General features: G+C 44.6%; 23 protein-coding genes and 1 tRNA gene. 13 read left to right on the forward strand and 11 right to left on the reverse strand.

Features of this window, described 5'->3' with window-relative positions; genetic code table 11:
* Window positions 1-137: 137 nt before the first annotated feature.
* From ACZ5QV_RS07130 to ACZ5QV_RS07155, 6 genes are all read right to left on the reverse strand, one after another.
* Window positions 138-1028, reverse strand: coding sequence for a thiamine pyrophosphate-dependent enzyme (locus ACZ5QV_RS07130; RefSeq protein ID WP_464601854.1), 891 nt, complete (start codon window positions 1026-1028; stop codon window positions 138-140).
* Window positions 1025-2236 (reverse strand): pyruvate synthase subunit PorA, encoded by a 1212-nt coding sequence (porA, locus tag ACZ5QV_RS07135; protein WP_464601855.1) that lies wholly within the window; start codon window positions 2234-2236, stop codon window positions 1025-1027. Before porA ends, ACZ5QV_RS07130 begins: the two co-directional genes overlap by 4 nt.
* Window positions 2236-2499 carry a pyruvate synthase subunit PorD gene (gene porD, locus ACZ5QV_RS07140; RefSeq protein WP_464601856.1) on the reverse strand — a complete coding sequence of 88 codons (264 nt, stop codon included), beginning with the start codon at window positions 2497-2499 and terminating at the stop codon, window positions 2236-2238. The genes porA and porD overlap by 1 nt, the downstream gene beginning before the upstream one ends.
* Window positions 2496-3044: a pyruvate ferredoxin oxidoreductase subunit gamma gene (locus ACZ5QV_RS07145; protein WP_464601857.1), complete on the reverse strand. Its 549-nt coding sequence runs from the start codon at window positions 3042-3044 to the stop codon at window positions 2496-2498. The genes porD and ACZ5QV_RS07145 overlap by 4 nt, the downstream gene beginning before the upstream one ends.
* A 573-nt stretch (window positions 3045-3617) precedes the next feature.
* A complete protein-coding gene (locus tag ACZ5QV_RS07150; protein ID WP_464601858.1) occupies window positions 3618-4682 on the reverse strand; it encodes a tRNA dihydrouridine synthase in 1065 nt (354 codons plus the stop codon).
* Window positions 4683-4846: 164 nt separating this feature from the next.
* Window positions 4847-5416, reverse strand: coding sequence for a S24/S26 family peptidase (locus ACZ5QV_RS07155; RefSeq protein WP_464601859.1), 570 nt, complete (start codon window positions 5414-5416; stop codon window positions 4847-4849).
* 382 nt (window positions 5417-5798) lie between these two features.
* Here ACZ5QV_RS07155 and ACZ5QV_RS07160 point away from each other — a divergent pair, with 382 nt between their 5' ends.
* From ACZ5QV_RS07160 to argS, 5 genes are all read left to right on the forward strand, one after another.
* Window positions 5799-6977: an RNA-guided endonuclease TnpB family protein gene (locus ACZ5QV_RS07160; RefSeq protein ID WP_464601860.1), complete on the forward strand. Its 1179-nt coding sequence runs from the start codon at window positions 5799-5801 to the stop codon at window positions 6975-6977.
* Between the two features lie 291 nt (window positions 6978-7268).
* Complete coding sequence (locus ACZ5QV_RS07165; protein WP_464601861.1) at window positions 7269-9170, forward strand: DNA-directed DNA polymerase II small subunit; 1902 nt, start codon at window positions 7269-7271, stop codon at window positions 9168-9170.
* Between the two features lie 190 nt (window positions 9171-9360).
* A complete protein-coding gene (gene twy1 / locus ACZ5QV_RS07170; RefSeq protein ID WP_464602058.1) occupies window positions 9361-10332 on the forward strand; it encodes a 4-demethylwyosine synthase TYW1 in 972 nt (323 codons plus the stop codon).
* A 657-nt stretch (window positions 10333-10989) separates the two neighbouring features.
* Window positions 10990-12237 carry a peptide chain release factor aRF-1 gene (gene prf1 / locus ACZ5QV_RS07175; RefSeq protein WP_464601862.1) on the forward strand — a complete coding sequence of 416 codons (1248 nt, stop codon included), beginning with the start codon at window positions 10990-10992 and terminating at the stop codon, window positions 12235-12237.
* A gap of 108 nt (window positions 12238-12345) precedes the next feature.
* Window positions 12346-14058: an arginine--tRNA ligase gene (argS, locus tag ACZ5QV_RS07180; protein WP_464601863.1), complete on the forward strand. Its 1713-nt coding sequence runs from the start codon at window positions 12346-12348 to the stop codon at window positions 14056-14058.
* 455 nt (window positions 14059-14513) lie between these two features.
* On the opposite strand, the gene ACZ5QV_RS07185 is transcribed toward argS, so the two are convergent.
* The gene (locus tag ACZ5QV_RS07185) at window positions 14514-15464 is read right to left on the reverse strand and encodes a DUF5655 domain-containing protein (RefSeq protein WP_464601864.1); all 951 of its coding nucleotides are present in this window, start codon (window positions 15462-15464) and stop codon (window positions 14514-14516) included.
* Between the two features lie 472 nt (window positions 15465-15936).
* On the opposite strand from ACZ5QV_RS07185, the gene ACZ5QV_RS07190 reads away from it, so the two are divergent.
* Window positions 15937-16449, forward strand: a complete 513-nt coding sequence (locus ACZ5QV_RS07190) for a DUF6398 domain-containing protein (protein WP_464601865.1) — start codon at window positions 15937-15939, stop codon at window positions 16447-16449.
* Window positions 16450-16459: 10 nt separating this feature from the next.
* On the opposite strand, the gene ACZ5QV_RS07195 is transcribed toward ACZ5QV_RS07190, so the two are convergent.
* Window positions 16460-19513, reverse strand: coding sequence for a PAS domain S-box protein (locus tag ACZ5QV_RS07195; protein WP_464601866.1), 3054 nt, complete (start codon window positions 19511-19513; stop codon window positions 16460-16462).
* Window positions 19514-19913: 400 nt separating this feature from the next.
* Here ACZ5QV_RS07195 and ACZ5QV_RS07200 point away from each other — a divergent pair, with 400 nt between their 5' ends.
* Window positions 19914-20954 (forward strand): methionine synthase, encoded by a 1041-nt coding sequence (locus tag ACZ5QV_RS07200; protein WP_464601867.1) that lies wholly within the window; start codon window positions 19914-19916, stop codon window positions 20952-20954.
* Window positions 20955-21190: 236 nt separating this feature from the next.
* Here ACZ5QV_RS07200 and ACZ5QV_RS07205 read toward each other — a convergent pair whose 3' ends face one another.
* On the reverse strand, window positions 21191-21400 hold the full coding sequence (locus ACZ5QV_RS07205) for a hypothetical protein (RefSeq protein ID WP_464601868.1): 210 nt from the start codon (window positions 21398-21400) through the stop codon (window positions 21191-21193).
* A gap of 28 nt (window positions 21401-21428) precedes the next feature.
* On the opposite strand from ACZ5QV_RS07205, the gene ACZ5QV_RS07210 reads away from it, so the two are divergent.
* Window positions 21429-22463: a methionine synthase gene (locus ACZ5QV_RS07210; protein WP_464601869.1), complete on the forward strand. Its 1035-nt coding sequence runs from the start codon at window positions 21429-21431 to the stop codon at window positions 22461-22463.
* Window positions 22464-22513: 50 nt separating this feature from the next.
* Here ACZ5QV_RS07210 and ACZ5QV_RS07215 read toward each other — a convergent pair whose 3' ends face one another.
* Together ACZ5QV_RS07215 and ACZ5QV_RS07220 are read right to left on the reverse strand one after the other, a co-directional pair.
* Complete coding sequence (locus ACZ5QV_RS07215; protein WP_464602059.1) at window positions 22514-22684, reverse strand: ribbon-helix-helix domain-containing protein; 171 nt, start codon at window positions 22682-22684, stop codon at window positions 22514-22516.
* Between the two features lie 361 nt (window positions 22685-23045).
* Window positions 23046-23122, reverse strand: a tRNA-Lys gene (locus ACZ5QV_RS07220).
* A gap of 430 nt (window positions 23123-23552) precedes the next feature.
* Here ACZ5QV_RS07220 and ACZ5QV_RS07225 point away from each other — a divergent pair.
* From ACZ5QV_RS07225 to ACZ5QV_RS07245, 5 genes are all read left to right on the forward strand, one after another.
* Complete coding sequence (locus ACZ5QV_RS07225; RefSeq protein ID WP_464601870.1) at window positions 23553-23759, forward strand: TRAM domain-containing protein; 207 nt, start codon at window positions 23553-23555, stop codon at window positions 23757-23759.
* A gap of 29 nt (window positions 23760-23788) precedes the next feature.
* The gene (locus ACZ5QV_RS07230; RefSeq protein WP_464601871.1) at window positions 23789-24004 is read left to right on the forward strand and encodes a TRAM domain-containing protein; all 216 of its coding nucleotides are present in this window, start codon (window positions 23789-23791) and stop codon (window positions 24002-24004) included.
* A gap of 89 nt (window positions 24005-24093) precedes the next feature.
* Window positions 24094-24300 carry a TRAM domain-containing protein gene (locus ACZ5QV_RS07235; RefSeq protein ID WP_464601872.1) on the forward strand — a complete coding sequence of 69 codons (207 nt, stop codon included), beginning with the start codon at window positions 24094-24096 and terminating at the stop codon, window positions 24298-24300.
* 50 nt (window positions 24301-24350) lie between these two features.
* Window positions 24351-24557, forward strand: a complete 207-nt coding sequence (locus tag ACZ5QV_RS07240; RefSeq protein ID WP_464601873.1) for a TRAM domain-containing protein — start codon at window positions 24351-24353, stop codon at window positions 24555-24557.
* Window positions 24558-24890: 333 nt separating this feature from the next.
* Complete coding sequence (locus ACZ5QV_RS07245) at window positions 24891-25706, forward strand: bactofilin family protein (RefSeq protein WP_464601874.1); 816 nt, start codon at window positions 24891-24893, stop codon at window positions 25704-25706.
* The last annotated feature ends 99 nt before the right edge of the window (window positions 25707-25805 follow it).

A 25805-nucleotide genomic window follows, 5' to 3' on the forward strand; every position in this document is an offset into this window, starting at 1 on the left:
ATCTGAAAAAACAAGCACATTCCCCGTGTTTAGGAAAAATACATAGAGATTCTTATGCTTATGGTTGTCAGTAACTCACGGACACGAGTAAAAAACAGAACTTAAAAAAAAAGAAAAAAAAAGAAAAACTTCAGTTTTTACTGAAGTTCGTAGTATTCAATGTTCCAGTCCGCGATAGCCTGGATTTTTACAATTTCTTCGTCGCCGCCTTCCATGGTGAAGAGGTGTTTGAACCGCTTCTGGGCCCTGAGGTATTCCTCGACGGGTTTGGGGTTCTTGACCTTCTTGGACTGGGTGACTATGCCGTCTTCCATCTCGTACATGGGCCAGAGACAGGTCTGGACTGCGAGTTTGGCGATTTCGATTGTCTTGGAACCATCAAAACCCCAGCCTGTGGGACAGGGGGCGTGGGCGTGGATGTAGGTTGGGCCCTCGGTTTCGGTGGCTTTCTTGACCTTGCGGATCATGTCCCTGGGGTAGCCGATTGAGGTTGTGGCTATGTAGGGGGAGCCGTGGGCGGCCATGATTGCGGGCATGTTTTTCTTCGGGCGCGGGTTTCCGAAGGAGACTTTGCCTGCGGGGCTTGTTGTTGTTGAGGCGTCAAAGGGGGTTCCGGAACTTCTCTGGACCCCTGTGTTCATGTAGGCCTCGTTGTCAATGCAGACGTAGGTCATGTCATGGCCCCGCCCGAAAGCGCCTGAAAGGGAGCGGATCCCGATGTCCATGGTCGAGCCGTCTCCGCCGACTCCTATAACTTTTGTATCTCCCTTGCGGCCGAGGGCCTTGAGAGCAGCTTCAACACCTGAAGCCACAGCTGGGCCGTTTTCGAAGAGGGAATGAATCCAGGGAACTTCCCATGCGCTTTCCGGGAAGGGTGTGGTCATGACTTCCAGGCAGCCGGTCGGGTTCACAATAATACAGTCCGGGCCTGAACCCATGAGCATGAACTTTGCGGCAAGGGCGTCACAGCAGCCTGCACAGCCCCTGTGCCCGGGAGAAAGGTAGGTTTTTGGTGCGACTTTGCTCATATCAATTCCTCCCTGACATCAACAAACTGGCTTTCGATCTTGATACCGGATGTAGCAACCCCTTTTGCTTCCTCGATGATCTTTGCAATGGTTTCCATGCGGATATCACGTCCACCGTGGCCGAGCGTGTAGCCGATGATCGGAATGTCACATCTGGCATTGTACATACAGGACTTGGTCTCCGTAAAGAGGGCGCCTTCATTGGTCCCTATGGAGATGTTCTTGTCGAGCACTGCAACCACAGCTGCGTCCTTGATGGCTTTCCTGATCTGTTCCTTCGGGAAGGGTCTGAAAGCCCTGACCTTCAGGACTCCGACTTTCTCGCCGCGGGCTCTGTACTCGTCCACAACTTCCTTGATGGTCCCGATGATCGAGCCCATGGACATGAGGATGACCTCAGCGTCATCGGTTCTGTACTCATCGATAAGCCCGCCGTGGAACCTGCCGAAGATTTCTCCGAATTCCTTTGCTGCGGCCTCGATTTTTGGAAGCGCTTTTTGCATTGCCTGTTCCTGCAGGTACCTGAACTCCTCATAGGTGTCCGGAGCCGCAAAGGCTCCGAAGCTCATCGGATTTTTCGGATCAAGCACGTGTTCGGGCTCGTAGGCTGGCAGGTACTCGTCGGTCAGTTCCTGCTCCAGAAGGACGACGGGTTCGTAAACGTGAGAGAGGATGAAACCGTCCATACAGGCCAGGCCAGGCAGGCGGATGTCTTCGTCTTCCGCGACCTTGAAGATCTGGGGAAGCATGTCCGCAGACTCCTGAACGTCCTCAGCGTAGAGTTGCATCCATCCTGTGTCTCTTTCGGAGATTGAGTCCTGATGGTCGTTCCAGATGTTAATTGGAGCCCCAAGCGCCCGGTTTGCCACCGTCATGATGATGGGAAATCTCATTCCTGCGGCGTTGAAGAGCACCTCGTGCATGAGCGCAAGTCCCTGGGAAGTGGTTGCGGAGTAGGTCCTCGCTCCCACGGCTGATGCTCCCACAAGGGCCGAGATTGCCGAGAACTCGGATTCCACATTGATGTACTCGCAGTTCGGGATTTCCCCGTCAGCCATAAACTGGGAGAGGTCCTCCACGATATGGGTCTGAGGGGTGATAGGGTATGCGGAAATAACGTTTGGCTTGCAGATCTTTGCGGCGTGGGCGACAGCGTAGGAACCTTCCTCAACCACCATTTTACCCTTGTCTTTAATGTTTACCGCCATTATTTTTCCTCCAGAACCATTTCAATCGCGTCTGCAGGGCATTCGTTTGCGCAGATGCCACAGCCCTTGCAGTAATCGTAATCGTACACGAAAAAGCCATCTTTTCCCCCCGGGTGGACCGACATGTCAGGGCAGACGATTTCGCACAGGCCACATTTGGTGCACTTCTCATAAATGTAGACCGGCCGGAAAGATCTCCAGCTTCCGGTCTTGTTTACCAGTGTAGAACCTGCCTCGCAGACTCCTCCATTTGTGATCTTCATGCTAGTTTCCTCTTGATCCTTTCAAAGGCTTCCTGGATGGCTTCCGCGTTCTTTTCGCCCACCTTGCCGCTGAAACGCCCTTTTACGGCCGCTTTGATGGACTCCACTTCCACTTCCCCGGTGGCGCCCGCAAAGGCCCCGAGCAGGATTGTGTTAACAATAGGTCGCCCAATGATTTCCATTGCAACCTTAGTTGCGTCCACGGTCATGACCTTTGCTTTTGTGTCGAGCTTGAGGTTTTCAGCCGTTTCCTTTGTATTGATGATGATTATTCCATCGTCCTTTATCCCGCTTGCAACGTCCACGGTTTCAAGCAGAGTTGCGTCCTGGACAATTACGTAATCCGGCGTATAGATCTGGCTTCTGAGCCTGATTGGGCTGTCACTGACTCTGGTAAAGGCCTGCACAGGGGCTCCCCTGCGCTCTACCCCGAAAGCAGGGAAGGCCTGGCTGAATTTTCCGTCCGCAAAGGCTGCAACAGACAGAAGTTCGGCTGCAGTGACAGAACCCTGGCCGCCTCGGCCGTGTATCCTGATTTCTTTCATCTGAGATCTCCTTTTAGCGCAATTTTATATTAATTTTATATTAATTTTATATTAATTTTATATTAATTTTATATTAATTTTATGTGAATTTTATGTGAATTTTATGTGAATTTTATGTGAATTTTATGTGAATTTTATGTGAATTTCTAATTTGATTTGTGCGGTTGTATCTGTTTTTGAGATTAGCTTAAGGATTATGGGGTTGAATCAATTTTGAAACTCTTTTTAAAGTTATGATGGATTAATTTCAAAATTTATTAAAATGATTTCTGAATCTTTTTAACCCGTTTGTTAACCTCTTTTAATTAATATAAAATTATTATAAGTGTATGTTTTGGGTGTTATGTACGTATTTAATCTTTTATATTAACACTGTTTGGCATCCCAATATTTCATGGATAATAATGTAGATTATTATTAGTTTTTCGGTGAAGCCTTAAAATACACAGGAATATATTTCAGACTTATTATTATTTTTCAAAAAAATATGTGTGATTATATCAGAGTTAACCTTATCTATTGAGCCTGTTTTCTTGTTTTTTGTTTTATTAACAATTTCCATTTATCAAAATATTAAACTTTTTGACACTGGTCCTTTGAGGAAGCTTTCATCAGCTCAATTATAGACTCAGAGTCTTTCAAATTATTTATTCTTTCCCGAATATGCCGTGAGCCGCATATACCCTTTGTAAACCAGTGTGCATGTATTTTGAGGTTTATGGAATCAAGAAGGTCATATTTTTTCAGCAGGGTCACGTAAGCTTCAAAGTCTCTGAACTGCCGGTTTTGGAGGTCTGCTGCTTCAAAGTGTCTTCCTGTCTCCGGGTATTCTCCTGTCTCCAGGTATTCTCCTGTCTCCGGGTATTCTCCTGTCTCCAGGTATTCTCCTGTCTCCAGGTATTCTCCTGTTTTCAGGTAATGTCGGATCCTCCGGAAGATAAAAGGGTTTCCCATTGCAGCTCTCCCTATCATCAGGCCGTCGCAGCCTGTGAATTCCAGAATCTCAGCCGCTGACTTTTCGTCCTTTATATCCCCGTTTGCGATAACAGGGATGGAAAGCTCCTCCTTGATTGCCTTTATGAGGGTCGGGTTTGAGTTTCCGGCATACATCTGCGCCGCCGTCCTCCCGTGCACGGTCAGGGCTGAGGCCCCGGCTTTTTCGACCAGGTGGGCTATTTCAAGGGTCTTTTCCTCACTTTCAAGGAGGCGGATCTTTGCGCTGATCGGTGTCCTCTCTCCCAGACTATCCGAAAGCTCTTTTATGATCTCATAGATCCGATCAGGCCTTTCCAGAAGAGCCGAGCCGCAGCCCGTTGCCCGAATGCGTCTTGCGGGGCAGCCCAGGTTCACGTCAATCACGGCAGGCCTGTACTCCTCCTCCACAAAAAGAGCCGCGTCCCTCAGGGTCTCCGGCTTGGTCCCTACAAGCTGGACCCCGAAGGCCCCCTCCTCCGGACAACTCAGCCCCTTGAGTATGGATTTGCGGTTTTCATTGACCAGGGCGTCCTCATTTATCATTTCCGTGTACGTAAAATCGGCCCCGTGCTCTTTACATAGCAGCCTGAAAGCCAGGTTGGTCACGTCTGCCATGGGGGCGAGAAAAAGGTTTCCGGATAATCTGGTGCTTCCTATTTTCATTTTTTTGCCGTTTTATTTCTATTTTCGGATAAAAGTGGGAAATTCGGGTAAAATCTATAAACTCAGTTAAAATCTATAAACTCAGTTAAAATCCGTAAAATCAGTTAAAATCCGGGATTAAGGAAAGGAAGAGGGGAAATTTAAGGTTAATTCCCCTTAAATGTTTATTTTCCTGAAAAAAGCAGTCTTATATGTCCCAGGTAAGGAATCCTGTATTTTGCAATTCCTATAATCCATTCATCTTTTATCGGGGTATGATAGCTTATCTTCCATTCCTGATCGAATTGGTTGTTGTTGTCCCCTTTCGTTATATAGCCCGAGTGAGGTGCAGCAGGTCCGTTTTCCCACATGGGTTCCCCGGCTTCCACGTGGTACATGGCTCTATGGATAATTGGCGTTACGCCCTCCTGTCCATAGGGTTTGTAGAGAATCACATGCCCATATTCCCCGAAGGATGTATAACCTGAATTTTCCCTTCCTGCTTCGTTGGTGATCAGGTCTACCCGGTCGAAACTTTTAATGAATATTATGTCTCCTTTCTGCATATGCGGTTCCATACTTCCGGATTCCACGGCAACCATAGGCGTCCAGAGCCCGAAGACCATTTTGGACAGGACCATGAAAGCCAGAAGGAAGGCCACTACTGAAAGGAGGTCTTTTCCAAGGGATACCAGAAAACTATCCTCTTCCTGTATATTGCTCTGGTTTTTACTTTTTAAGTTTGTTGAGGTCATACTTTACCTCTGTATGGAAAAAAATCTATTTTTTTACCTTTCGATTCATGATTTCTTTTAATCACATTTTATATTATTTATATTATATATATGTCGATGTTTCCCTCTTTGTCCCCTATACTTTGCCTTTTAACTTATTTGTATCCCTCAGTTATCAATCGTTTTTTTTTGGATTCTTGTTATTTTATCTCAGACAGCAGAAGACTCCTTCCTCGATGTTTCTAATCGAAGATTAGAAACTCCTGTTAAACCTGCGGTTTAACACGACAGCCGAAGGCTGGCAGGTGGGTGATGAATGCGTAGGGGCTACAGGGGCCGGTTTTAATAAGTTGTACTGTCAATAAGTACTTCTAAATAATATTAAATATATATAGGGGTTTGCATGAAACAGGGAAATCTTTTCCGGCTATATCCAACAAAGGAACAAGAAATATCACTTGCTCAACACTTCGGAGCTTGCCGTTTCGTGTATAATAATCTACTAAATATTAAAAAAGAAATGTATAAGAGGTTTAGGACAAGTCCTACAAAAAAGCAACTTTCTAGGTATATCACAGTACTTAAAAATACTTATAGGGATTGGCTAAAGGACGTTAATTCTCAGTCTCTTCAAGCTGCAAGAGATAACCTTTTCACAGCCTTTAATAATATGTTTGAGCATGGGCGGGGATACCCACAATTTAAGTCAAAAAACGATCCTGATCAATCCTTTCAGGTAACTCAGCATTATAAGATTAATCTCACAAGGTCCAGAATATTTTTCCCGAAAATCGGGTGGGTAAAAGTCAAGTTACATAGAGACTTTCTAACACCTGAACTAATGAAAAATAGTGTTGCCTACACTGATTTAGACGGGGACCTGATAATCGAAAAAGATATGAACAAAGACTTTTTCAGAACTGCGACTGTTTCAAGAAAATCTTCGGGAAAATACCATGTAAGCATCCTAACGGAAGACGGAATAGCAGCACCGGAAAAGGTTGAATATTCAGAGGATACAACTATTGGAATTGACCTGGGACTCAAGGACTTTGCGATCCTGTCAAATGGGGAAAAAATAGAGAACCCCAAACACTTGCAAAACTCAGAAAAACGCCTAAAGGTACTTCAAAGAAGAGTAAGCAGGAAAGTTAAAGGTTCCAATAACCGAAGAAAAGCAGTAAGAAAACTTGCAAGGCAACACGAAAAAATCGCAAACCAAAGAATGGATTTTCAGCAAAAACAGTCTTCAAAAATAGTCTGCGAAAGCCAAGCAGCCATAGCCGTGGAGACACTGAACATTGAAGGGATGCGAAAGAACCACAAACTTGCAAAAGCGATAAGTAGTGTTTCATGGGGTTCTTTTGTTAGAATGTTAGAGTACAAGGCCGAGAGGGTAGGGAAAACCCTCTTAAAAATAGGAATGTTTGAGCCTTCGACAAAGACCTGTAGTGTTTGCGGATTCCGTAATCCTGATATAACATTAAGTATCCGTGAATGGGAATGCCCGGAATGCAAAACGTTCCATGATAGGGATATTAACGCTGCAATTAACATCAAAAAGTTTGCACTTGCAAATTAATTAAAGGAACACCGCCGGAACGGCGGGAAGAGCCTGTGGACTCATGGAGATTGCTCCGGGGTACGAAGCAGGAAGCCCCTTCCTCGATGTTTCTAATCGAAGATTAGAAACTCCTGTTAAACCTGTGGTTTAACACGACAGCCGAAGGCTGATAGGTGGGGGTAGTTCACTCCCTCAGTTTTTGTCTTGTTAATTTTTATATATTGAGATTCTTGTTAAGCGAAATCCTATTATTCGAAACATTCTTCACTTTAAAATCAGATATATTGTAGCCTAAATAAGGTCAATCCCATGGAAGACATTGAAGTAATAAAAGCGTTCTCAGAAGCCGGATATCAGGTAAGTCCGGAAGCAGTTGAAATTATCAGGTCGAGTAATTCCCCTATAGCTCTGGTTGAATCCGTCCTTTCAACCGTTGATGAATCGGTTTTTGTGATCCAGCCTGAACACATTGCCGGGTATGGGCAGACTGCAGAAAATCTCGACTTTAATGAATGCGCCGGGTTTCAAAGTTTTCCCGCTTCAAATGAGCTGCATAAATCTGATTTTTTGAGCCCTGAAAATGCTTTTACGAAACAGCCTGTTTCCAATGAGGTACAAAGTCTGGTTTCAGATCAGATTTCTTCAGACCCGATTTCAGATCAGGTTTCTTCCTTCAAAGTTTCGCATCCTATTTCTTCAAATCTTATTTCTTCAAATCCTATCTCTTCAAATCCTATCTCTTCAAATCCTATCTCTTCAAATCCTATCTCTTCAAATCCTATCTCTTCAAATCCTATCTCTTCAAATCCTATCTCTTCAAATCCTATCTCTTCAAATCCCATCTCTTTAGCTCCTATTTCTCCAGATCCTATATTTTCAGACCCTTTTTCTTCAGGCCCTGTTTCCAGGTCTTCTGTTCCCTTTGGCATCGGGACCGAAAATTCTCTCTTTAAGGGAAAAACCCTGAGCCAGAATCCTGTAAATGTCCTTATGGACGTGACTGGCCAGTCCTCCTGTGTGGGAGAGTACATGCAGTTTGTCCAGTATTTCAGGGACAGGTACAGCAGGCTCTCTGAGATCATCAGGGGTCGCCTCAATGCCCGACCCATGGAAAGCCTCAAAGGCCGGAGTTTCCGGCGGGGGAGTGACAGCAAGTCCGAGGAGATCTCTATCATAGGGATGGTCTCCGAAATAAGCAACACAAACAACGGGCACAAAATCCTTTCCCTGGAAGACCCTACAGGCTCCTTTTCCGTGCTTATCAGGAACAGCGAAAAAGACCTTTTCGAAATGGCCTCTCGTGTCCTTTTAGATGAGGTCATAGGGGTCACGGGCAAGGTCACCAAAGACGGCAACCTCATGATTGCCTCGAAACTAACCCAGCCTGATGTCCCCAATGGGGCTTTGCGGAGGACCGGAGCGAAGGGAAAAGCGGTCCTGATCTCGGACGTGCATGTGGGGAGCTGCCAGTTCCTGGAGGAGCCCTGGCTTGACTTCCTGACTTTCCTGAAAGGGGAATCGGATTCTGAAGCTCTCCGATTGATTGCAAAAGAGGTCCGCTATCTGGTGATTGCTGGTGACCTTGTGGATGGGGTGGGGATTTACCCTGACCAGGAAAAGGAACTTGAGATCGAGGACGTCTATGACCAGTACAGGAAAGCTGCGGGGTACCTCAGGGAAGTTCCCGAGCATATAAGGATCATTCTGAGCCCCGGAAACCACGACACCGTCCGCCAAGCCGAACCTCAGCCTGCTCTTCCCAACAAGGTCCGGGCCTATTTCCCTTCCAACGTGACTTTCGTTGGGAACCCCGCCCTTGTGGACCTCGATGGGGTGCAGATCCTCATCTACCACGGACGCTCTATTGATGACCTGGTGGCGTCCATCCCCGGGATCACCTACCAGGAACCTGCCGGGGCCATGCTTGAGATGATTAAACGCAGGCATCTGGCTCCCACTTACGGGAGCCGGGTTTCCATTTCTCCGGAAAAAATGGACTACTTCGTAATCGATCCGGTCCCCGACATCATACACACGGGGCACGTCCACACCGTGGGAATCCAGCGCTACAAAAACGTCCTCTTGATAAATTCCGGGACCTGGCAGGGCCAGACGGATTTCCAGAAACGTGTAAACCTCATGCCCATGCCTGCAAAGGTTCCTGTGGTGGACCTGGCAGACCTCGGGGTCACGCTTCTCGACTTCGAGTAATCTTCAAATAATTTTCGAATAATTTTCGAATAATCTTCAAATAATCTTCGAATAAATAATATTAAGTTTGTTAAGTCCCCTATCTCTTCAATAATTTACAAACCATCTACTTTCAGTAACTTTTGGAATCGCTTTCTCCAAAATTATTTTATGAATCTTATATATAATACGAAGGTTTAATATGTCGGAAATGTCTCCTGAAAACCCGAAGCAAGAGAAAACTTCTCTTCCCTTTGATATCCCTGATTTCGCAACCCTCCTGAAAAAACAGGGTTATGCTCTCGCGGGCCACCACTCCGCAGTTAAGACCTGTCTCTGGCTCAAAAAAGCCATGAACGACGAGGGTTTTTGCTACAAAGGCAAATTTTACGGGGTCGCGTCCCACCGCTGCCTCCAGATGACCCCAACTCTTCTCTGCAACCAGAGCTGCCTTTTCTGCTGGCGCCCTACGGAAGTTCCGGTCCCGGCTCCCGAAGAATGGGATTCGCCTGCGGAAATCGTGGAAAAAAGCATTGAGTGCCAGCGCAAGCTCATCACAGGCTTTGGAGGGTCCCCAAACGCTCTCCGGGAACGCTGGCTTGAGGGCAATGAGCCCAATAATGTGGCCATCTCCCTGTCGGGGGAGCCTACGATGTATCCCTATCTTCCCGAACTTATTGAGGAGTACGAAAAGCGGGACTTTACGACCTTCCTGGTTACAAACGGCACGATTCCCGAAATGGTTGCAAAAGTTTTCCCCGACCAGTTCTACATGAGTCTGGACGCTCCCGACTTTGAGACCTACCTGAAAGTCTGCCAGCCGAAGTCTCCCGGGCTCTGGGAGAAAATTTCCGAGTCTCTGGTCCTCCTTAAGGAAAAATCTTCAAGGACAGTCATCAGGATAACTCTGGTCAAAGGGTTCAATATGTTCAACCCGGCAGGCTATGCCGAACTCATAAAAAAAGCCTCTCCGGACTTTGTTGAGATCAAGGCCTACATGCACCTCGGTTTTTCCCGGTTGCGTCTGGAAAGAGATGCCATGCCCGCCCATGCGGAGGTCCTGGAGTTTTCGAAGGAACTTGCAAAACATCTGGATTATAAAGTGGCAGACGAGTCTGAAATCAGCCGTGTGGTGCTGCTCTCAAAGGACGGGAAGAAGTCCCCTGTCAGGAAAAAACAGTAAGATTCCGGGAATTTGTTCGAGTTTTTTTCTTTATATAATTTTTTCTTTTTTTATATTTTTTACAAGATATATCAGTATTCGGGTTTTTGGATAGAAATAAATATAAGCTCCAGTTTCAATAAGGGTATAACCATATAGAGCAGGCTGACCTTAATTTGATCTTTAACCTTTCTTGAGATTCGAAACTCAATTCATGGAACAACGGCTGAGTATAATATGTTTCATATCTAGCGCTACACTCGAAATGCGGAAAAATCTTGCTTCATGCATTTCATACGCGATATTTTTTAGCGGTATGGTTTACAGGCTGGCTTTCGTGAAGGCTTTCACCTGTTCATGCTGTGCTTTTTCGTATTCGAAGCGGTTTTTTATCCTGTTCTGGGATATAGGAGCATAATAATCAAATGGCTCACTGCTCCTCTGTAGGCTTTGACTGCTTTTGCGAGATTTCCTGATTAATACACCAGGTTTTATGAGTAGCCGCATGTTGCCGACTTAATGGATAACTGAATAATTAATTAAACAAATTAATTAGTTAAACAAATACTGAGTAACGGACTTAATAATTTTAATATAACTGATTAGTAAGTCATGGACTCAATTATTTTCATATAACTGATCTCCTATATAGATCATTTTCACCGGGGTATTTCTGATATGGTTGAACAATCCGCACATGAAAAATATGAATTCAAAAAGAAACTTGAAGGTCTCAGGGATAAAAAAGGGAGAAGTACCGAATTGATTTCCCTCTACATCCCTCATGACAAGCAGATCTCGGACGTAACAAACCAGTTGAAAGACGAACACGGACAGGCCTCAAACATCAAGTCAAAGCTTACGAGGACAAACGTGCAGGGGGCCATCGAGTCTCTCCTATCGAGGCTCAGGTATCTTAACAAAGTGCCCGAAAACGGGATCGTCTATTTCACTGGAGCCGTGGACATCGGGGCCAATAAGACCAGTATGGAAAGCGAGTCAATGGTTCCGCCAGATCCCCTTATCACCTACAAGTACCACTGTGACTCGACCTTTTATCTGGAAACTCTGGAGGATATGCTCAAGGACAAGCGTACTTTCGGGCTCCTGGTTATGGACCGAAGGGAAGCAACGATAGGTATGCTTATCGGGAAAAAGATCGAGTACTTCCGCCGTCTGACTTCCACGGTCCCGGGCAAGCAGAGGAAAGGTGGACAAAGTGCACACCGTTTTCAGCAGTTAAGGCTCATTGCGATCCATGATTTCTATAAGAGGATTGGGAATGCTGCAAGTGATGTCTATCTTACGGTGGACCACAAGGACTTTAATGGAATCCTTATAGGCGGGCCTTCTCCCACGAAAGAAGAGTTCTTTTCCGGGAATTTCCTGCACCATGAACTTCAGAGAAAGATCCTGGGGCTTTTTGATGCCGGGTATACCGACGAGTCCGGGCTCCTGGAACTCGTGAATAACGCCACGGAGAAGCTTCAGGACCTTGAACTGACCGAGCAGAAAATGTCGGTCAGGGCTTTCTTTGATGAGCTTATTTCCGATTCAGGAAAGGCAGCCTACGGGGAAGACCAGGTCAGGGCAAACCTCGAAATCGGGGCTGTGGATGTTCTGCTGCTCTCCGAAGACCTGAGGGCCGAGCGGATCACAACGAAATGCAGTGTCTGCGGCTACGAAAGCAAGCGCACCAGAAAATGGAAACCCGGAGAAACAGCGCCTACGGCTGGAAACTGCCCTACATGTGGCTCTTCCCTCGATGTTATCGATGTTACGGATATTGTGGACGAGTTTTCCGAACTCTGTGACCAGAGCGGGACAAAGGTATCCTTTGTGTCCACAGACTTTGATGAAGGGACCCAGCTCATGACCGCTTTTGGCGGGATTGCCGCAATCCTGAGGTACAATTCCGGGATCTGAGCTATTCAGCCAGCCCCAAAGGTTTAATAATTTCTATAAGTATTCGCAGGTATTCTCAGATATTTACAAATATTCACACATATTCAAAGATATTCACAGGTGATTTTTTTGTTTTTGGAATTCAAAGCTCAGGTCGAATCCGTTTTAATGGATACGATTCACAGTGCCGGGTTTGAACTCGAGGCCTCTGACCTCCACCTCGAACCTTCCCCCCATGCCGATATTGCAAGCAGGGTTGCTTTTAAGCTGGCTTCCCTGCAAAAACAAAACCCGAAGGCTCTTGCGGCCCGTCTCGCCTCGGAGCTTAAAATCCCCGAGGGCTCTTATATTGGAGACGTGAAGGCTGTTGGCCCCTACATCAACTTCCAGGCGAACAGGGCCTACATTGACAGGACCGTGGCTGAAATCCGGGAAAAGCAGGAAAAGTTCGGGTCAGGCTCTCCAAAGAACAGGATCCTCCTTGAGCACACCTCGGCAAACCCCAACGGCCCCCTGCATGTGGGGCATATAAGAAATTCGATTATAGGAGACACCCTTGCCCGGATCTTAAGGCGGGCAGGCCATGAAGTGGAGGTCCAGTACTACGTAAACGATATGGGGCGCCAGATTGCAGTCGTCTCCTGGGCCTGCGAGCGTTTCGAGCTGGACCGCTCCAGAAAGTCGGACTCCGCTATTGCCGAGGTCTATATCAAGGCCAATGCCGAGCTCGTAGCCCATCCTGAATACGTGGAGGCAATCGATTCCCTCATGAAAAAGGTGGAAGCCGGAGATACTGAAACCATTGACCGTTTTGATACTGCGGTTTCCCTTGCGGTTGACGGGATTAAGGATACTCTGCTCCGCATGAACGTGATCCATGATAAATTTGTCAAGGAATCAACCTTCCTGAAGTCCGGGGCCGTGCACGACATCGTCGAGCGGATCAAAACCACGGGTCGGACGGATATTGATAAAGGGGCTCTCGTCGTGGACCTTTCGGACTACGGGTTTGAAAAGACTCTCGTTATCCAGCGTTCGAACGGGACCTCGCTTTATACGACAAGGGACCTGGCTTACCACGAGTGGAAAGCTGAGCTTGCGGACCGGGTAATTGACATTTTCGGGGCCGACCACAAGCTTATCTCGGGCCAGCTCAGGGCCACTTTGAATTCAATTGGGATTCAGGAGCCCGAGGTTGTTATCTTCGAGTTTGTCTCCCTTCCGGAAGGTTCCATGAGCACCAGGAGGGGCCAGTTCATAAGCGCCGACGACCTTTTCGATCAGGTAACGGCGGCGGCCTTCGAGGAAGTCGATAAGCGTCGCAGTGACATCTCCGAAGAGTCCAAGCGTGAGATTGCCAATATGGTTGGAATGGGAGCCGTGCGTTTTGATATCGTCAAGGTCTCCCCTGAAAAGTCTACGGTCTTCAACTGGAAAGAGGCCCTTGATTTCGAGAAGCAGAGCGCTCCCTATATACAGTACTCTCATGCGAGAGCCTGCAGCATCCTTTCCAAAGCCATAGAAGAAGGAGCCTGGGAAGGGCCGGAGTCCGAAATTGATTCTTCTCTTCTGGTTGAACCTTCGGAAATCGACCTCATCAAGAAGATGGCGGCCTTTGACAGTGTAATCGACCACTGCGCCCGGGAACTCAGACCCCACACCCTCGCAATCTACGCCCGGGAACTTGCGGACACTTTCAACCAGTTCTACCGTTTCGTACCCGTGCTAATTGCCGAGGACGAAAAGATCAGGGCCGCAAGGCTTACCCTTGTGGACTGCGCAAGGATAGTAATTGCAAACGCTCTTGATACCCTGGGGATCGGGGCCCCTGAATCAATGTAAGAAGAAAGAGTTTTTCTCTTTTCCTTTTCTTTTTTTTTTGGCTAAGGAATGGTGAAAATATAACTTCATGTTTTATTTAGGGAGTTGCTTCATACTCATGCATGTTGTGTTTTTGTGTGAGGGGGTGTTTGGTGTGTGTGCATTCAAACCACGGAACACACGGAATACACGGAAAAATACGGCAGGAAGACGATATTTAAGGTTGCTCTGGCGTTTTATAGTAATCTTTAAAGAATCAAGGGTATTTTTTGAATCCTATTGCATAAAGATCCAACTTACTCACCGGCCAAAGGTCGGTTTCCGCGTGTCCCGTGGTTGAAAGTCCTCTTGCTAGTGATTTTTGATCGAGAACTTCAAATGATAAACTTGGGTGAGTATAGTTCCATTTACCTAAATAATCATTCTTGTTAACAAAAATACTTGATATTATATTTGACTCATTCCTAAGTGTTACGTTAATTGTTGTCGTAACTTTGCTGAATAAGATTTTCTGCTTTTTTCAAATCTTCATCTGAACTTATGATGATTTCCAGATCCCCTGTCCCGAAGTGTCCTATGTTTCTCACGTCTCTGGTAAACCTGTCTTCTAGTGCAACCTGATCCGGATCTACCTTAACATATACAAGGATGTTTCTTGTCTGTGGGTGCACTTCTACACAAGCAAAATTTCTCATTCTTTTGAAGGCAACGTAATTCTTGAGTACTTTAATCTGCACATCATCACCTAATGCTTCGATGAATGATTTCAAAGCTTCATAACGGTCTTGAATTTTCGTGTTTGATTGTTCGAGGTATTCAGTAACTGTTTTTCCATTCCACTTTTTTGTTTTACCTTGCGTTCCTTCGCTTTCTCCAATTACTTGAGTTTTTGTTTTTCCGGATATGGCGGGGACATTTTGGGGGTTTGTTGCACTTATAAGGTCTAATAGGAGAAGATCATCCTCATATTTTTGGTAGCGAATGAGCTCGATATTACGGTTTATTTGCTGTACTGCGTGAACGTCGTATTTTGTGAAATCACCCGCAATGCAGACTAAGCGTGGGTTGCTCCAATCAATTCCATTAGCAGTTTCAGCATTTATGTTTTCCATCACTCTTATCTGGAATTCAGCTTTATGATCCAGGAGCCAATCGAGATAGAATAATCCCTGATTGATTACATTCTCGTTTAAAGCTCTCTTGTATTCAATTATCACAGGAGAGTTGTTTTCATCAATACCCAATGTATCAATTCTTCCCCTATGGGTTTTTCCAGTTGAATATTCACTTGCGAGGAATTTAATTCCCAGCAGTGTAGCGAGGTTTTTTTCCATGTAGTTCTGGAGAGATTTTTCTAAAGCAACCGACGATCCCTTTAATTCTCTGGCTGTTTCTCCATTAATTTTAAAAATACGAGTATCGCTCATGCCTTTTATCCTCTTTCTTAATCATCTTTACAAGTTTGACACTTTGTATTTTATAAGGAAGCATGTTAAATAAATATAATTATTTCATTTTCTATGATCAGACATACCTGCTTTATGACATCGTGGAGAACGCAGTCTTCATTGAAACCGCCGAAAAGTTTTTCCGTAAATTTCTGAAATGAATTTACAAAAACAAACGATAGTAGTAAAAGTAGTGATAATTGAAAAGATTGAAAAGACATTTGCGGAAAGTGAGTTCGTCAATTATAATTGATGCTTTTCCGGGTTCTGTTCATCTGGTGAAAAGCCTGAAAAACTTTATTTACTTTTAGGAAAAAAATCGAAAGGAAAAAACACCTGATAGGGGAAGGCCGCATCTTGCTGGAACTGGTTTACCTTGTTAATAATTAACTATTTATCCATCTCATCCAATTATTAATCCAATAATCAGGTACAAAGGAGTCTCCCGAATATGAGTGATAAAGAACTTGTTAAAAAGAAGAGAGACGCTCTCATTGAGCTTACTGACGACTTTGCAGACCAACACCTCAATGAAGAATATAAAATGTTGTGCCGGAAGTTGATCAACAAAATGGGCCGAAAAAGACAGGTGCCTTTTCTTTCAGGGAGGATGGATATCTGGGCGGCTTCAGTGGTCTACGCACTCGGGAAGATCAATTTCCTCTTTGATAAGAAGTCTAAACCCTACGTAAGTGCCCTCGATCTCTGTGATTATTTCGGGGTAAAGAAGAGTACCACATCCCAGAAAGCAAAGCAGATCCTAGACATGTTTAAAATCGGATATTTTGATTCGGAATTTTCTACAAAAAGTGTGTCCGAAAGAAGCCCTTTCAATGACCTTGTAATGGTAAATGGGTTAATTGTCTCGAAGTCGGCCCTTCGGGCAGCTATCGAAAGAGAGTTCAATAAACCTGAAGAAGAATCCGATTTAAAGGAAAACGATTTAGAAAGTAAGGGGGAGTAAATCCTCTTCCTCACCCAAGATCTCTGAACTTAATCCTGTATTTTGTACCTTTTGCTTCCTCTTCAAGTTCGATACTGCCTTCCAGCTGGTCTACGAGGGTGTTTACGAGTTGCAGACCCAGGGAATCCGTGTTTCTGAAATCAAATCCTTCCGGCAGGCCTGTCCCGTTATCCGAAAAGACGAGGGTGTATTCCTCATCTTCTGTTTTTGAAAGCCTGATTTTGATTTCCTTTATTTCGGCTCCTTCCGGAAAAGCGTGTTTCAAGGTGTTTGAGACCAGTTCATTGATAAGAATCCCGAGGGGAATTGAGGTATCAATCCCTAAAAAGACCCTGTACACATCCAGCTTCATGTTCAGCCCTTTGCTTTTGACCGCATAGGTGCTGACCAGTTCACCCGTCAGTCTTTCAAGATAGGTTGCAAAGTCAATTTTTTCCTTATTTCCATTCCTATTCCCGTTCTGGTCCTTGTACAGTTCCTCGTGGATAATGGACATTGAGATTATACGGTTCTGGCTTTCTCTGAAAGCCTCCAGAACCTTCGGGTCATCGAACTTATCGGCCTGAAGTTCGAGGAGTGAAGAGATTACCTGCAGGTTATTCTTGACCCGGTGGTGGATTTCCTTTTTGCGCATTTCTTCGACTTTCTTGAGTTTTTTTTCTGCAACTTTTTGCTCGGTGATGTCGTAAATTGAACCCTGGATTATTGAAGGTGTCCCGCTCTCATCACAGATATTCTGGATAATTTCATGGACCCAGCGTATTTCCCCATCCCTATGCCGGATGCGGCATTCCCATTCTTCTATATAGTTCGGGACTGAGCCGAGTTCTCTACCGTTTTCATCAAGAAAGAGCCGGTCCTCAGGCTCAACAAGCTGCTCCCAACGAATTTTTTCGGAAAGGAATTCTTCGGGGCTGTACCCTGTAATTTTTTCTACATCCCCTCCCATGAATAAGGGCTTACAATTCATATCCAGGCGGTAGGCAATCCCTTTGAAATTTTGAATAAATGAGCGGTAGCGTTCCTCACTTTCCTGTAATTTCTTCTCGGAAAGTTTTCTCTCGCTTATGTCTTTGTGCACCCCGATTGACCTGTATATCTTCCCGGTTTCATCTTTCAGGAAGACCCCGATGTCTTCCACATAATAATAGCTCCCGTTTTTCCTTCTAAGCCTGTATTCATTCCAGAATTTCTCTTTTCCCTGATTCTGGAATTCTTTAAACCTTTTAATTACCCTTTTTCGGTCGTCCGGGTGTATGTGCTCCCACCAGACCCCCACGTTAAAATTCCGGAATTCTTCGGGGCTGTATCCCGTAATTTCCTCAATTGCCCCGGTCCAGTTTATCCGGCTCTCCGAGAGGTTCATGTCATATATGATTTGTCCTGTCTGTTCTGACGCGACGCGGAATCTTTCATCACTTTTCTGCAGGGCTTTTTCAGTTTCTTTGCGGTCCGTAATATCATGGGCAGTGCCAATTATCCTTAGCAGTTTTCTTTCTGAATTTCGGAAGACACGGCCTTTCATGGAGAAATCGCGAATAGAACCGTCAGGCCGGATAACCCTGTGTTCGAGCTCATAGATATCGGTTTTATCCTCCAGTACCTTTTGTACTGCTTCCTGCATTCGCTGATTATCTTCTGAACTCATTATTTTATTTGAAAGTTCTTTCAGGCCTTCATATGTCTGGTTGAATTCTTTCCGGGATATACCTACCAGGTGAAAGAGGTTATCGTCCCAGGTCATGGTATTGCTGTTCAAGTCCCATTCCCAGATCCCCATTTTTGTGGCCTCAAGGGCCAGATCGAGTCGCTTTTTTGCTTCAGAGAGTTCTTCCGTTCTCTCTTTTAATTCCTTCTCTGCTTTCTTTCTTTTAGTGATATCCGTTATCACACCTATGATCCCGGTCACCTTTCCGGAACTGTCTGTGTATGTGGTTTTGGTGAATATACCGCTTCTTTCTAGGCCATCCGAACACTTAAATTCGGCCTCGTAATCCTGGCTTCCTCCCTGCTGGAGAAGCAATTCATCGTTCCGGCTGTACACTTCTATAATTTTTTCATTCAGCCTGTGCTGGTGTGACAGGAAAGTAGTTCCTATAAGCTCTTCCTTTGGAAGCCCTATAATAAAGTTTGCGAACTTCTCATTGCAGGTTATATATACTCCGTTTCTGTCCCTTTGAAAAACCGGGTTTGGGATATTGTCCAGCAGGGTTTCAAGAAAGTTTACATTGTTTACAAGGGTTTCTTCAGTTCGCTTGAGCTCGCTTATATCCGTCATCACACCCGCAATACCGGCCACTTTCCCGGTCGCTTCCTTATAGGCGGCTTTGGTGAATAAAAAATTTCTTTTTACACCGTCCGAACACTGAAGTTCGGTTTCGTAATTCTGGCTTCCTCCCTCCCGGAAAAGCAATTTATTGTCCCGGTGATACATTTCTATAATTTTCTCATTCAGCCTGTGCTGGTGTGACAGAAAAGAAGTTCCGAAAACCTGCTCTTTTGGAAGCCCCAGTATTAGGCCGGCGAAGCTTTCATTGCAACTTATATAAACTCCGTTCCTGTCCCTTTGAAAAACCGGACTTGGGATGTTGTCCTGCAAAGTTTCAAGAAAGCTTATATTATTCAGGAGAGCCTCTTCGGCCTTCTTGCGCTCGGTTACATCCTGCATTACCCCTACAAGGATTGTGGCTTCATCTTTCCCGTCTTTGAAGGTGTTTCGGGTAACAACAAAATCTCTGGTTTCTCCGTCAGCGCACCTGAACTTATCTTCATATGTATTGCTTTTCCCTTCTCTGAGCATTCCCATGTCCAGTTTGTGGAACTCCAGAGCTTCGGGCAGGTCAGTAAACAGCTCTAAAAATGTATTCCCGATAATCTCTTCTTTTGGAAGCCCTATGATCTCTTTTGAAAAAGCTTCGTTGCAGCCCAGATACCTGCCTTCCTGATTCTTGTAATAGATAGGTGCTGGAATGGTGTTTATCAGGGCTTCCAGAAACTCTACGCTGTGCGTGTATTCTTTTTCGGAATTTTCTGCTTCAGCATTTAAAGAGCTCTCCAATATCATGAGCCCTTCTTCTTTTGTTTCTTTGCTCCTGAATCCCTGAATAACTGTAATAATAACCACTCCCACACTTTTTTATTTTCTATACTTTTAGAGGTTCTCACAATATATTTAAATTTTTTCTTTCTGTTGAAGATAGGACATACATTTTTGCGAGAGGCAGTTTTAAAAAAGATACAATAGGCATCATCAAAAAAATTGGAATTTGTATGAATGTTTTGAGTCAGGTCCTCAGCAAAAAAAACCGCTGCATTTTTATCAAATAACTCTTTAATTTTTTTCGTAAGTATGGTGGGAAAATCCGTGTTTTTTCAGGTATAATATAGATATTTTAGACTCTGCTCCTGCAGCAATCCGGACAATTCCAATACTTATAATACGTTAGACTTCCCTAAATCAGGACATGCAGAAAATTATCTTTAATGACGGAGGTAGCTTACCCCTTCCCCAGGGTGTAACAAGGGAATGGGTAAAGGCCGCAGCCGAAAACCGAAACGAGGATGACAAGCTTTTCCCGCTTATTCAGGAGGCTTTCCTAAAAAAAATCGAGCTTGGAGTACACGTCCCGACTTACCCCCAGTTCAGGGACATGATAGGGCAGTTCCTTGATATCATGAAGGACGAAAAGAAATGTTACGAGCCCTATATCGTAAAAGAAGAGCATGCGAAGATCCTTGAACTGGAAATCATCGACGAGGTCGCAAAGCTTTACAGGGAAGAACATGGGGGCCCCTCTCCTGACATCCGGATCTGCGTGGCAGGGCCTACCGATCTTTACATGCAGGCTTTCGGGGAAACGGCTTTCCGGGACGTCTACCACTACCTGGCTATGGACGTTGACCGCTTTATCCAGCAGGCCTTCAAAACCGTAAAACACTGCAGAATAGCACTTGTGGCTCTGGACGAGCCGAGTCTGGGGATGAACAACAGGATCCAGTTCTTTGACCCTGATATCGTCTCCGCCCTTACCGTGGCCTCCTCCTATGCCCGACAGCAGGGGGCCGATGTGGAAATTCACCTGCACTCCCCTCTGAAATACGATCTTGTCTGTGAGACCCCCATCAACGTGATAGGGTTTGAGTATGCAGCCACCCCTTCCTACCTGGAACTCCTCGATAGGAATGTCCTTGAGGCCTCGAATACCTATGTCCGGCCGGGGGTTGCAAGAACGGACATCTCCAGCCTTATCGGTATCATAAATGAAGAGTATGGGGTCAACGCCTGGAAAGAGCCTGCTTATATGCAGAAAATAGTGACCGAGATGGAAACCCCTGGGGTCATCCGGAAGCGGCTTGAAAAAGTCTGTGCGGAACTCGGAGACCGGGTCAAATACGCAGGGCCGGACTGCGGGCTTGCTTTCTGGCCGGACCGGGAACTTGCGTTTAAACTGCTTGAGAACACGGCACAGGGAATTAATGCTTTCAATAACGAAAATCAGGCTTGAATCGGAGCTAAATCGGAACTAAGGAATGAGTCAAATATAATATCAAGTATTTTTGTTTACCATTTCTTAACCACGGAACACACGGAAGGACACGGAAACCGGCCTGATGGCTGGTGAGTACGCCGGGACTTTAAATACCTGAGTTCCGCTTCGGCACCCGAGTTTCGCTTCGGGAGCACGAGGTCCGTTTCGCTCGCTTCGCTCACTCAAGCGGACTGAAAAACTCCAGAACAACCTTAATTGGTGTCTTCCGGGATTCTTTTTCCGTGTGTTCCGTGTGTTCCGTGGTTTGAATGCACACACAAGACATTTCCATTAACAAAAATATAACCTGTGTGGGTGTAAAGTGATACCCTACCTGAAAATATGAAGTTATTTTTCAGCCATTCTTTAACTGGTTCCCAGGGTGTATATATATTTATATAGTTTTTTTTTCCGATAATCATAAATCCTATACATGTAAACTAGGTTCATATGAGCGAAATACTCTTTGATGATATCGGGAGCTATCCCCTTCCTGAAAACGTAAGCAAAGACTGGGTTAAAAAAGCTTTCAGGGATAGGGACGAGGACGAAAAGCTTTTTACGGTAATCAATGACGCTTTCCAGCAGAAAATTGATGCAGGGGTGGACATTCCGACCTATCCTCAGTATCAGGACATGAACGAGCAGTTCCTGAGGGTGATCCGGGACGAAAGTTGCTGTGATGGACCCTTTGACGTGAAGCTCGAATGCGCCGGGATTGAGGAACTCGAGGCCATCGAGACTGTTGCAAAGGCTTACAGGGAAAAATACGGGGAGACTTTGAAGACCAGGATCTGTGTAACCGGCCCGACCGAACTTTACCTCAAGGAATTTGGGGGCAGTACTTATACGGACATCTATGCCCTTTTTGCAAAAAGTGTGAATAAATTCGTCAGGCAGGCCATGAAGTCTGCAAAAAACTTTAAAATCACTACGGTCTCTCTTGACGAACCGAGCATTGGCTTAAACCCTGAACTCTCTTTTGGGGAAGAGGACATCATCTTGGCCCTGACCGAGGCTTCAAGGGCCGCGAGCAAGTGGGGAGCTGATGTGGAAATTCACCTGCATTCTGCCCTTTACTTCAACCTTGCCTGCCAGACCCCCACAATCAATGTGGTCGGGGTCGAGTCGGCAGGGACACCTTCTTACCTGGACCTGCTTGATAAAAAAGTCTTTGAGGACACGGACACTTTCATGAGGCTCGGGATCGCAAGGACAGATATCTATGGCCTTGCAGGGGGTCTGAATGAAAAATACAACACGAATGTCTGGAAAGAGCCGCAGTACCTCCACGAAATCGTCACGGAACTGGAAACTCCGCAGGTTATCACAAAGAGACTAAGACTTGCCTACAGGCGTTTTGGAAACCTGATAAAATACGCGGGCCCTGACTGCGGGCTTGGTTCCTGGCCGAACCAGAAAATAGCCTTCATGCTACTTTCCAACGTGGCACAGGGTATCAAAGATTTTGAGGAACGCCTTTAACTTTACAGGCGGGAAGAAGGGGTCCCCTATATTTCCCGTTTCTTATTTTCTCATTTGTTTAATCTTCCGTGTCTCATATCAACTTCATCCATCATATCCAGCAATTTACGAATGGCCGTACGAATGGCATCTGATTGGGTGACAAATTTTTTATTATCTCCCACATGCTTGTTCAGGTCATGCAGAAGTTCCTGAGGGATTTCAACACTTACTTTTGGCATCATCTCTCTCTCTTCGCTAATGTATTTCAGCTTTTTTGTCTGCCCGGGGAAGAAATGGGTAATGGATTTTGCCGGAGCCAGGACAAATCTGGAATATCTGAAGAATGATCTGGAAAAAATAGATTGGATTAAGTTATAAGAACTGAAGTTTAAAATAACCGAAGTTTAAAATAACCGAAGTTTAAAATAACCGAAGTTTAAAATAACCGAAGTTTAAAATAACCGAAGTTTAAAATAACCGAAGTTTAAAATAACCGAAGTTTAAAAGAACCGAAATTTAAAAGAACCGAAATTTAAAAAACCCGAAGTTTAAAAGAAAAAGAGTTTAAAAACAGATCTAAATAATAGATAAGAGATAGTATGGCGGGCCCGAAGGGATTTGAACCCTCGGCCTACGGATTAAGAGTCCGTCGCTCTGCCTGACTAAGCTACGGGCCCACACTTTTTCTCGCTAGTGAACGAATCTCATAACGTATATCTAATATTTATACTTTTCGGATGGGTGGGTGTTTTGGCTCTATATATTCTAAACACTATATGAATAAATAATAACATGTGTCAATAAAATTAACTAAGTTCTATTTATTTTTGGTTTTTCAGTCATTTTTTGCAGTGTTGACTGCTCCTTTCTATAAACCCTCAATTTTATAATAAGTGGTTTGAAAGAATAGCTTTATATACAAGTTTGGCTGTATATGTCAAATAATTAACTTATCTGAAGCTCTGCTAGGGATCATATATACAGGAGTTGAAGGCGTACTTTATGAATCAGATTTTTCTAGTTTGGTTTTCTCAAGTACTGTTTTGATGCTTTTCTGATTTTTATGGAGCTTTCCAAGTTGATTAATTAATTTAAAGGAATGGTTTTATGTTTAGAGATGAAAATCGCTCTGTACCCGTCGAAGAAGGCGAGGTTTATGACGTAACAATTCAGGACATTGCCCGCCAGGGCGACGGTATTGCGCGTATTGAAGGTTTTGTAGTCTTTGTCCCCGGTACCAGTGTTGGTGACGAAGTTCAGATCAAGGTTGAAAGAGTGCTCCCTAAGTTTGCATTTGGAAGCCTTGTTGAATAAATTTAAATGAAGTTCGTAGTAACTAAGGAATGATTTTAATGTTTAAAGATGATAGTCGTCTCGTCCCTGTCGAAGAAGGCGAAGTTTACGATGTAACAATTCAGGACGTTGCCCGCCAGGGAGACGGAATTGCCCGTATTGAAGGTTTTGTAATTTTTGTTCCGGGTACAAAGGTCGGAGATGAAGTCCAGATCAAGGTCGAAAGAGTGCTCCCTAAGTTTGCATTTGGAAGCCTCGTTGAATAATTTTGAACTTGTGTCTTAAATATTCATTAAATATTCATTAAATATTCATTAAATATTCATAATAACTTATAATTATAGGAATGGTTTTAATGTTCAGAGATGACAGTCAGTCTGCACCCGTCGAAGAAGGCGAGGTTTATGACGTAACAATTCAGGATATTGCCCGTCAGGGCGACGGTATTGCACGCATTGAAGGCTTTGTAATTTTTGTTCCGGGTGCAAAGGTCGGAGATGAAGTTCAGATCAAGGTCGAAAGAGTGCTCCCTAAGTTTGCATTTGCAAGCCTTGTCGAATAATTTTGAACTTTTGTTCAAAATATTCATAATCAATTAAAGGAATGATTTTGATGTTCAGAGATGACAGTCAGTCTGCACCCCTCGAAGAAGGAGAGGTTTACGACGTAACAATCCAGGACATTGCCCGCCAGGGAGACGGAATTGCCCGTATTGAAGGCTTTGTAATTTTTGTCCCAGGTACGAAGGTCGATGACGAAGTCCGGATTAAAATCGAAAGGGTACTTCCAAAGTACGCTTTTGCCAGCCTGGTTGAATAAACTGGCTGATCATACTAAATAAAAGTAATAAGACTGAAAAATTGTTTTCTATATAATTTTTCAGTCTTTTCTACTGTTTTTATCTTTTTCTGTTAGATTGTTTTTCTTTTGGTTTCCTGTTTTTTTCAGTTTTTCATGCTTCAAATTCTTTTTCTCCACTCTTTTTCGATTAAGGCCCATTTTCGAAATATCCGGGAGGGCATTCGATGCTCTTATATAATAGAGAAATAAACATAGTTTCTAAGTTTTCTATCTAACAAAGTTTTTTTACAATTTATACTTATACAGGTCCTCGCATCGCAAAACCCTGGGCCTAAGCTCCGGAGTGATCTGATGAATAGGCGTTTTATTAAATATCATCCCAAGTCCAATACCTATGTGATTAAAAAAAGGGCCTATTTTGATGAAGACCTTGTGCTTGCCGGTAACGTAATAGTGGGTCAGGAAGTAAATTTCTGGAAAGACTTGAAGGTCAAAGGGAAACTTGATCTGGGGCGAGGGTCTGTGGTCCGGGGTAATGTAAAAGCCGAAAATGCTCTTCTATGTAGCGGAACGAGGGTTCTTGGAAGGCTGGATGTAAGCTCCGATTTGCTTCTCCTCGACAACGCAAAAGTCAGAGCTGCATACTGTAAGGGGGATGTCCTAGTACGCCCGGGTTGTTTCATGGGGTTCATAAAGGCGGAAGGGACTCTCGAGCTTATAGGAAAGGTTAAAATCAGGGATGTTGAGCCGATGACAAAGGTTATCGTGCGAGCCGAAGAAATATCCCGGGACATGTCCGAAGACACGTTTGAATATCAGTCCGAAGAAATATCCCGGGACATGTCCGAAGACATGTTTGAATATCAGTCCGAAGAAATATCCCGGGACATGTCCGAAGATTTGTCTCAGGATCTGTTTGAGGATATGTGTGGAGATATTCCTGAAAATATTTCTGAAGAAAATCTGGATAAGGACAAGCTCTGGTATATTTCTGAAGAAAATCTGGTCGAAGCTAAAACCGGAGATATTTCTGGGGACATGTTAGAGGATATGTCCGAAGATATTTTTGAAGAAATTATTGGTGAGGCCAAGCCCTGGTATATTTCTGAGGATACTGTTGAAAATATCTCTTCAGATAGAGCCCGGAACAGGGTAAATGAAGTGTGAGCCTTTAGCAATTTAAATTCCTTTTTTTCCAATTTAAAGGCTTTAGATTCTTTATTTTTTACCTGTTTTTGCCCTGAAATTGAATTGTCGGACAGCTTC

Source organism: Methanosarcina baltica (assembly GCF_055394095.1).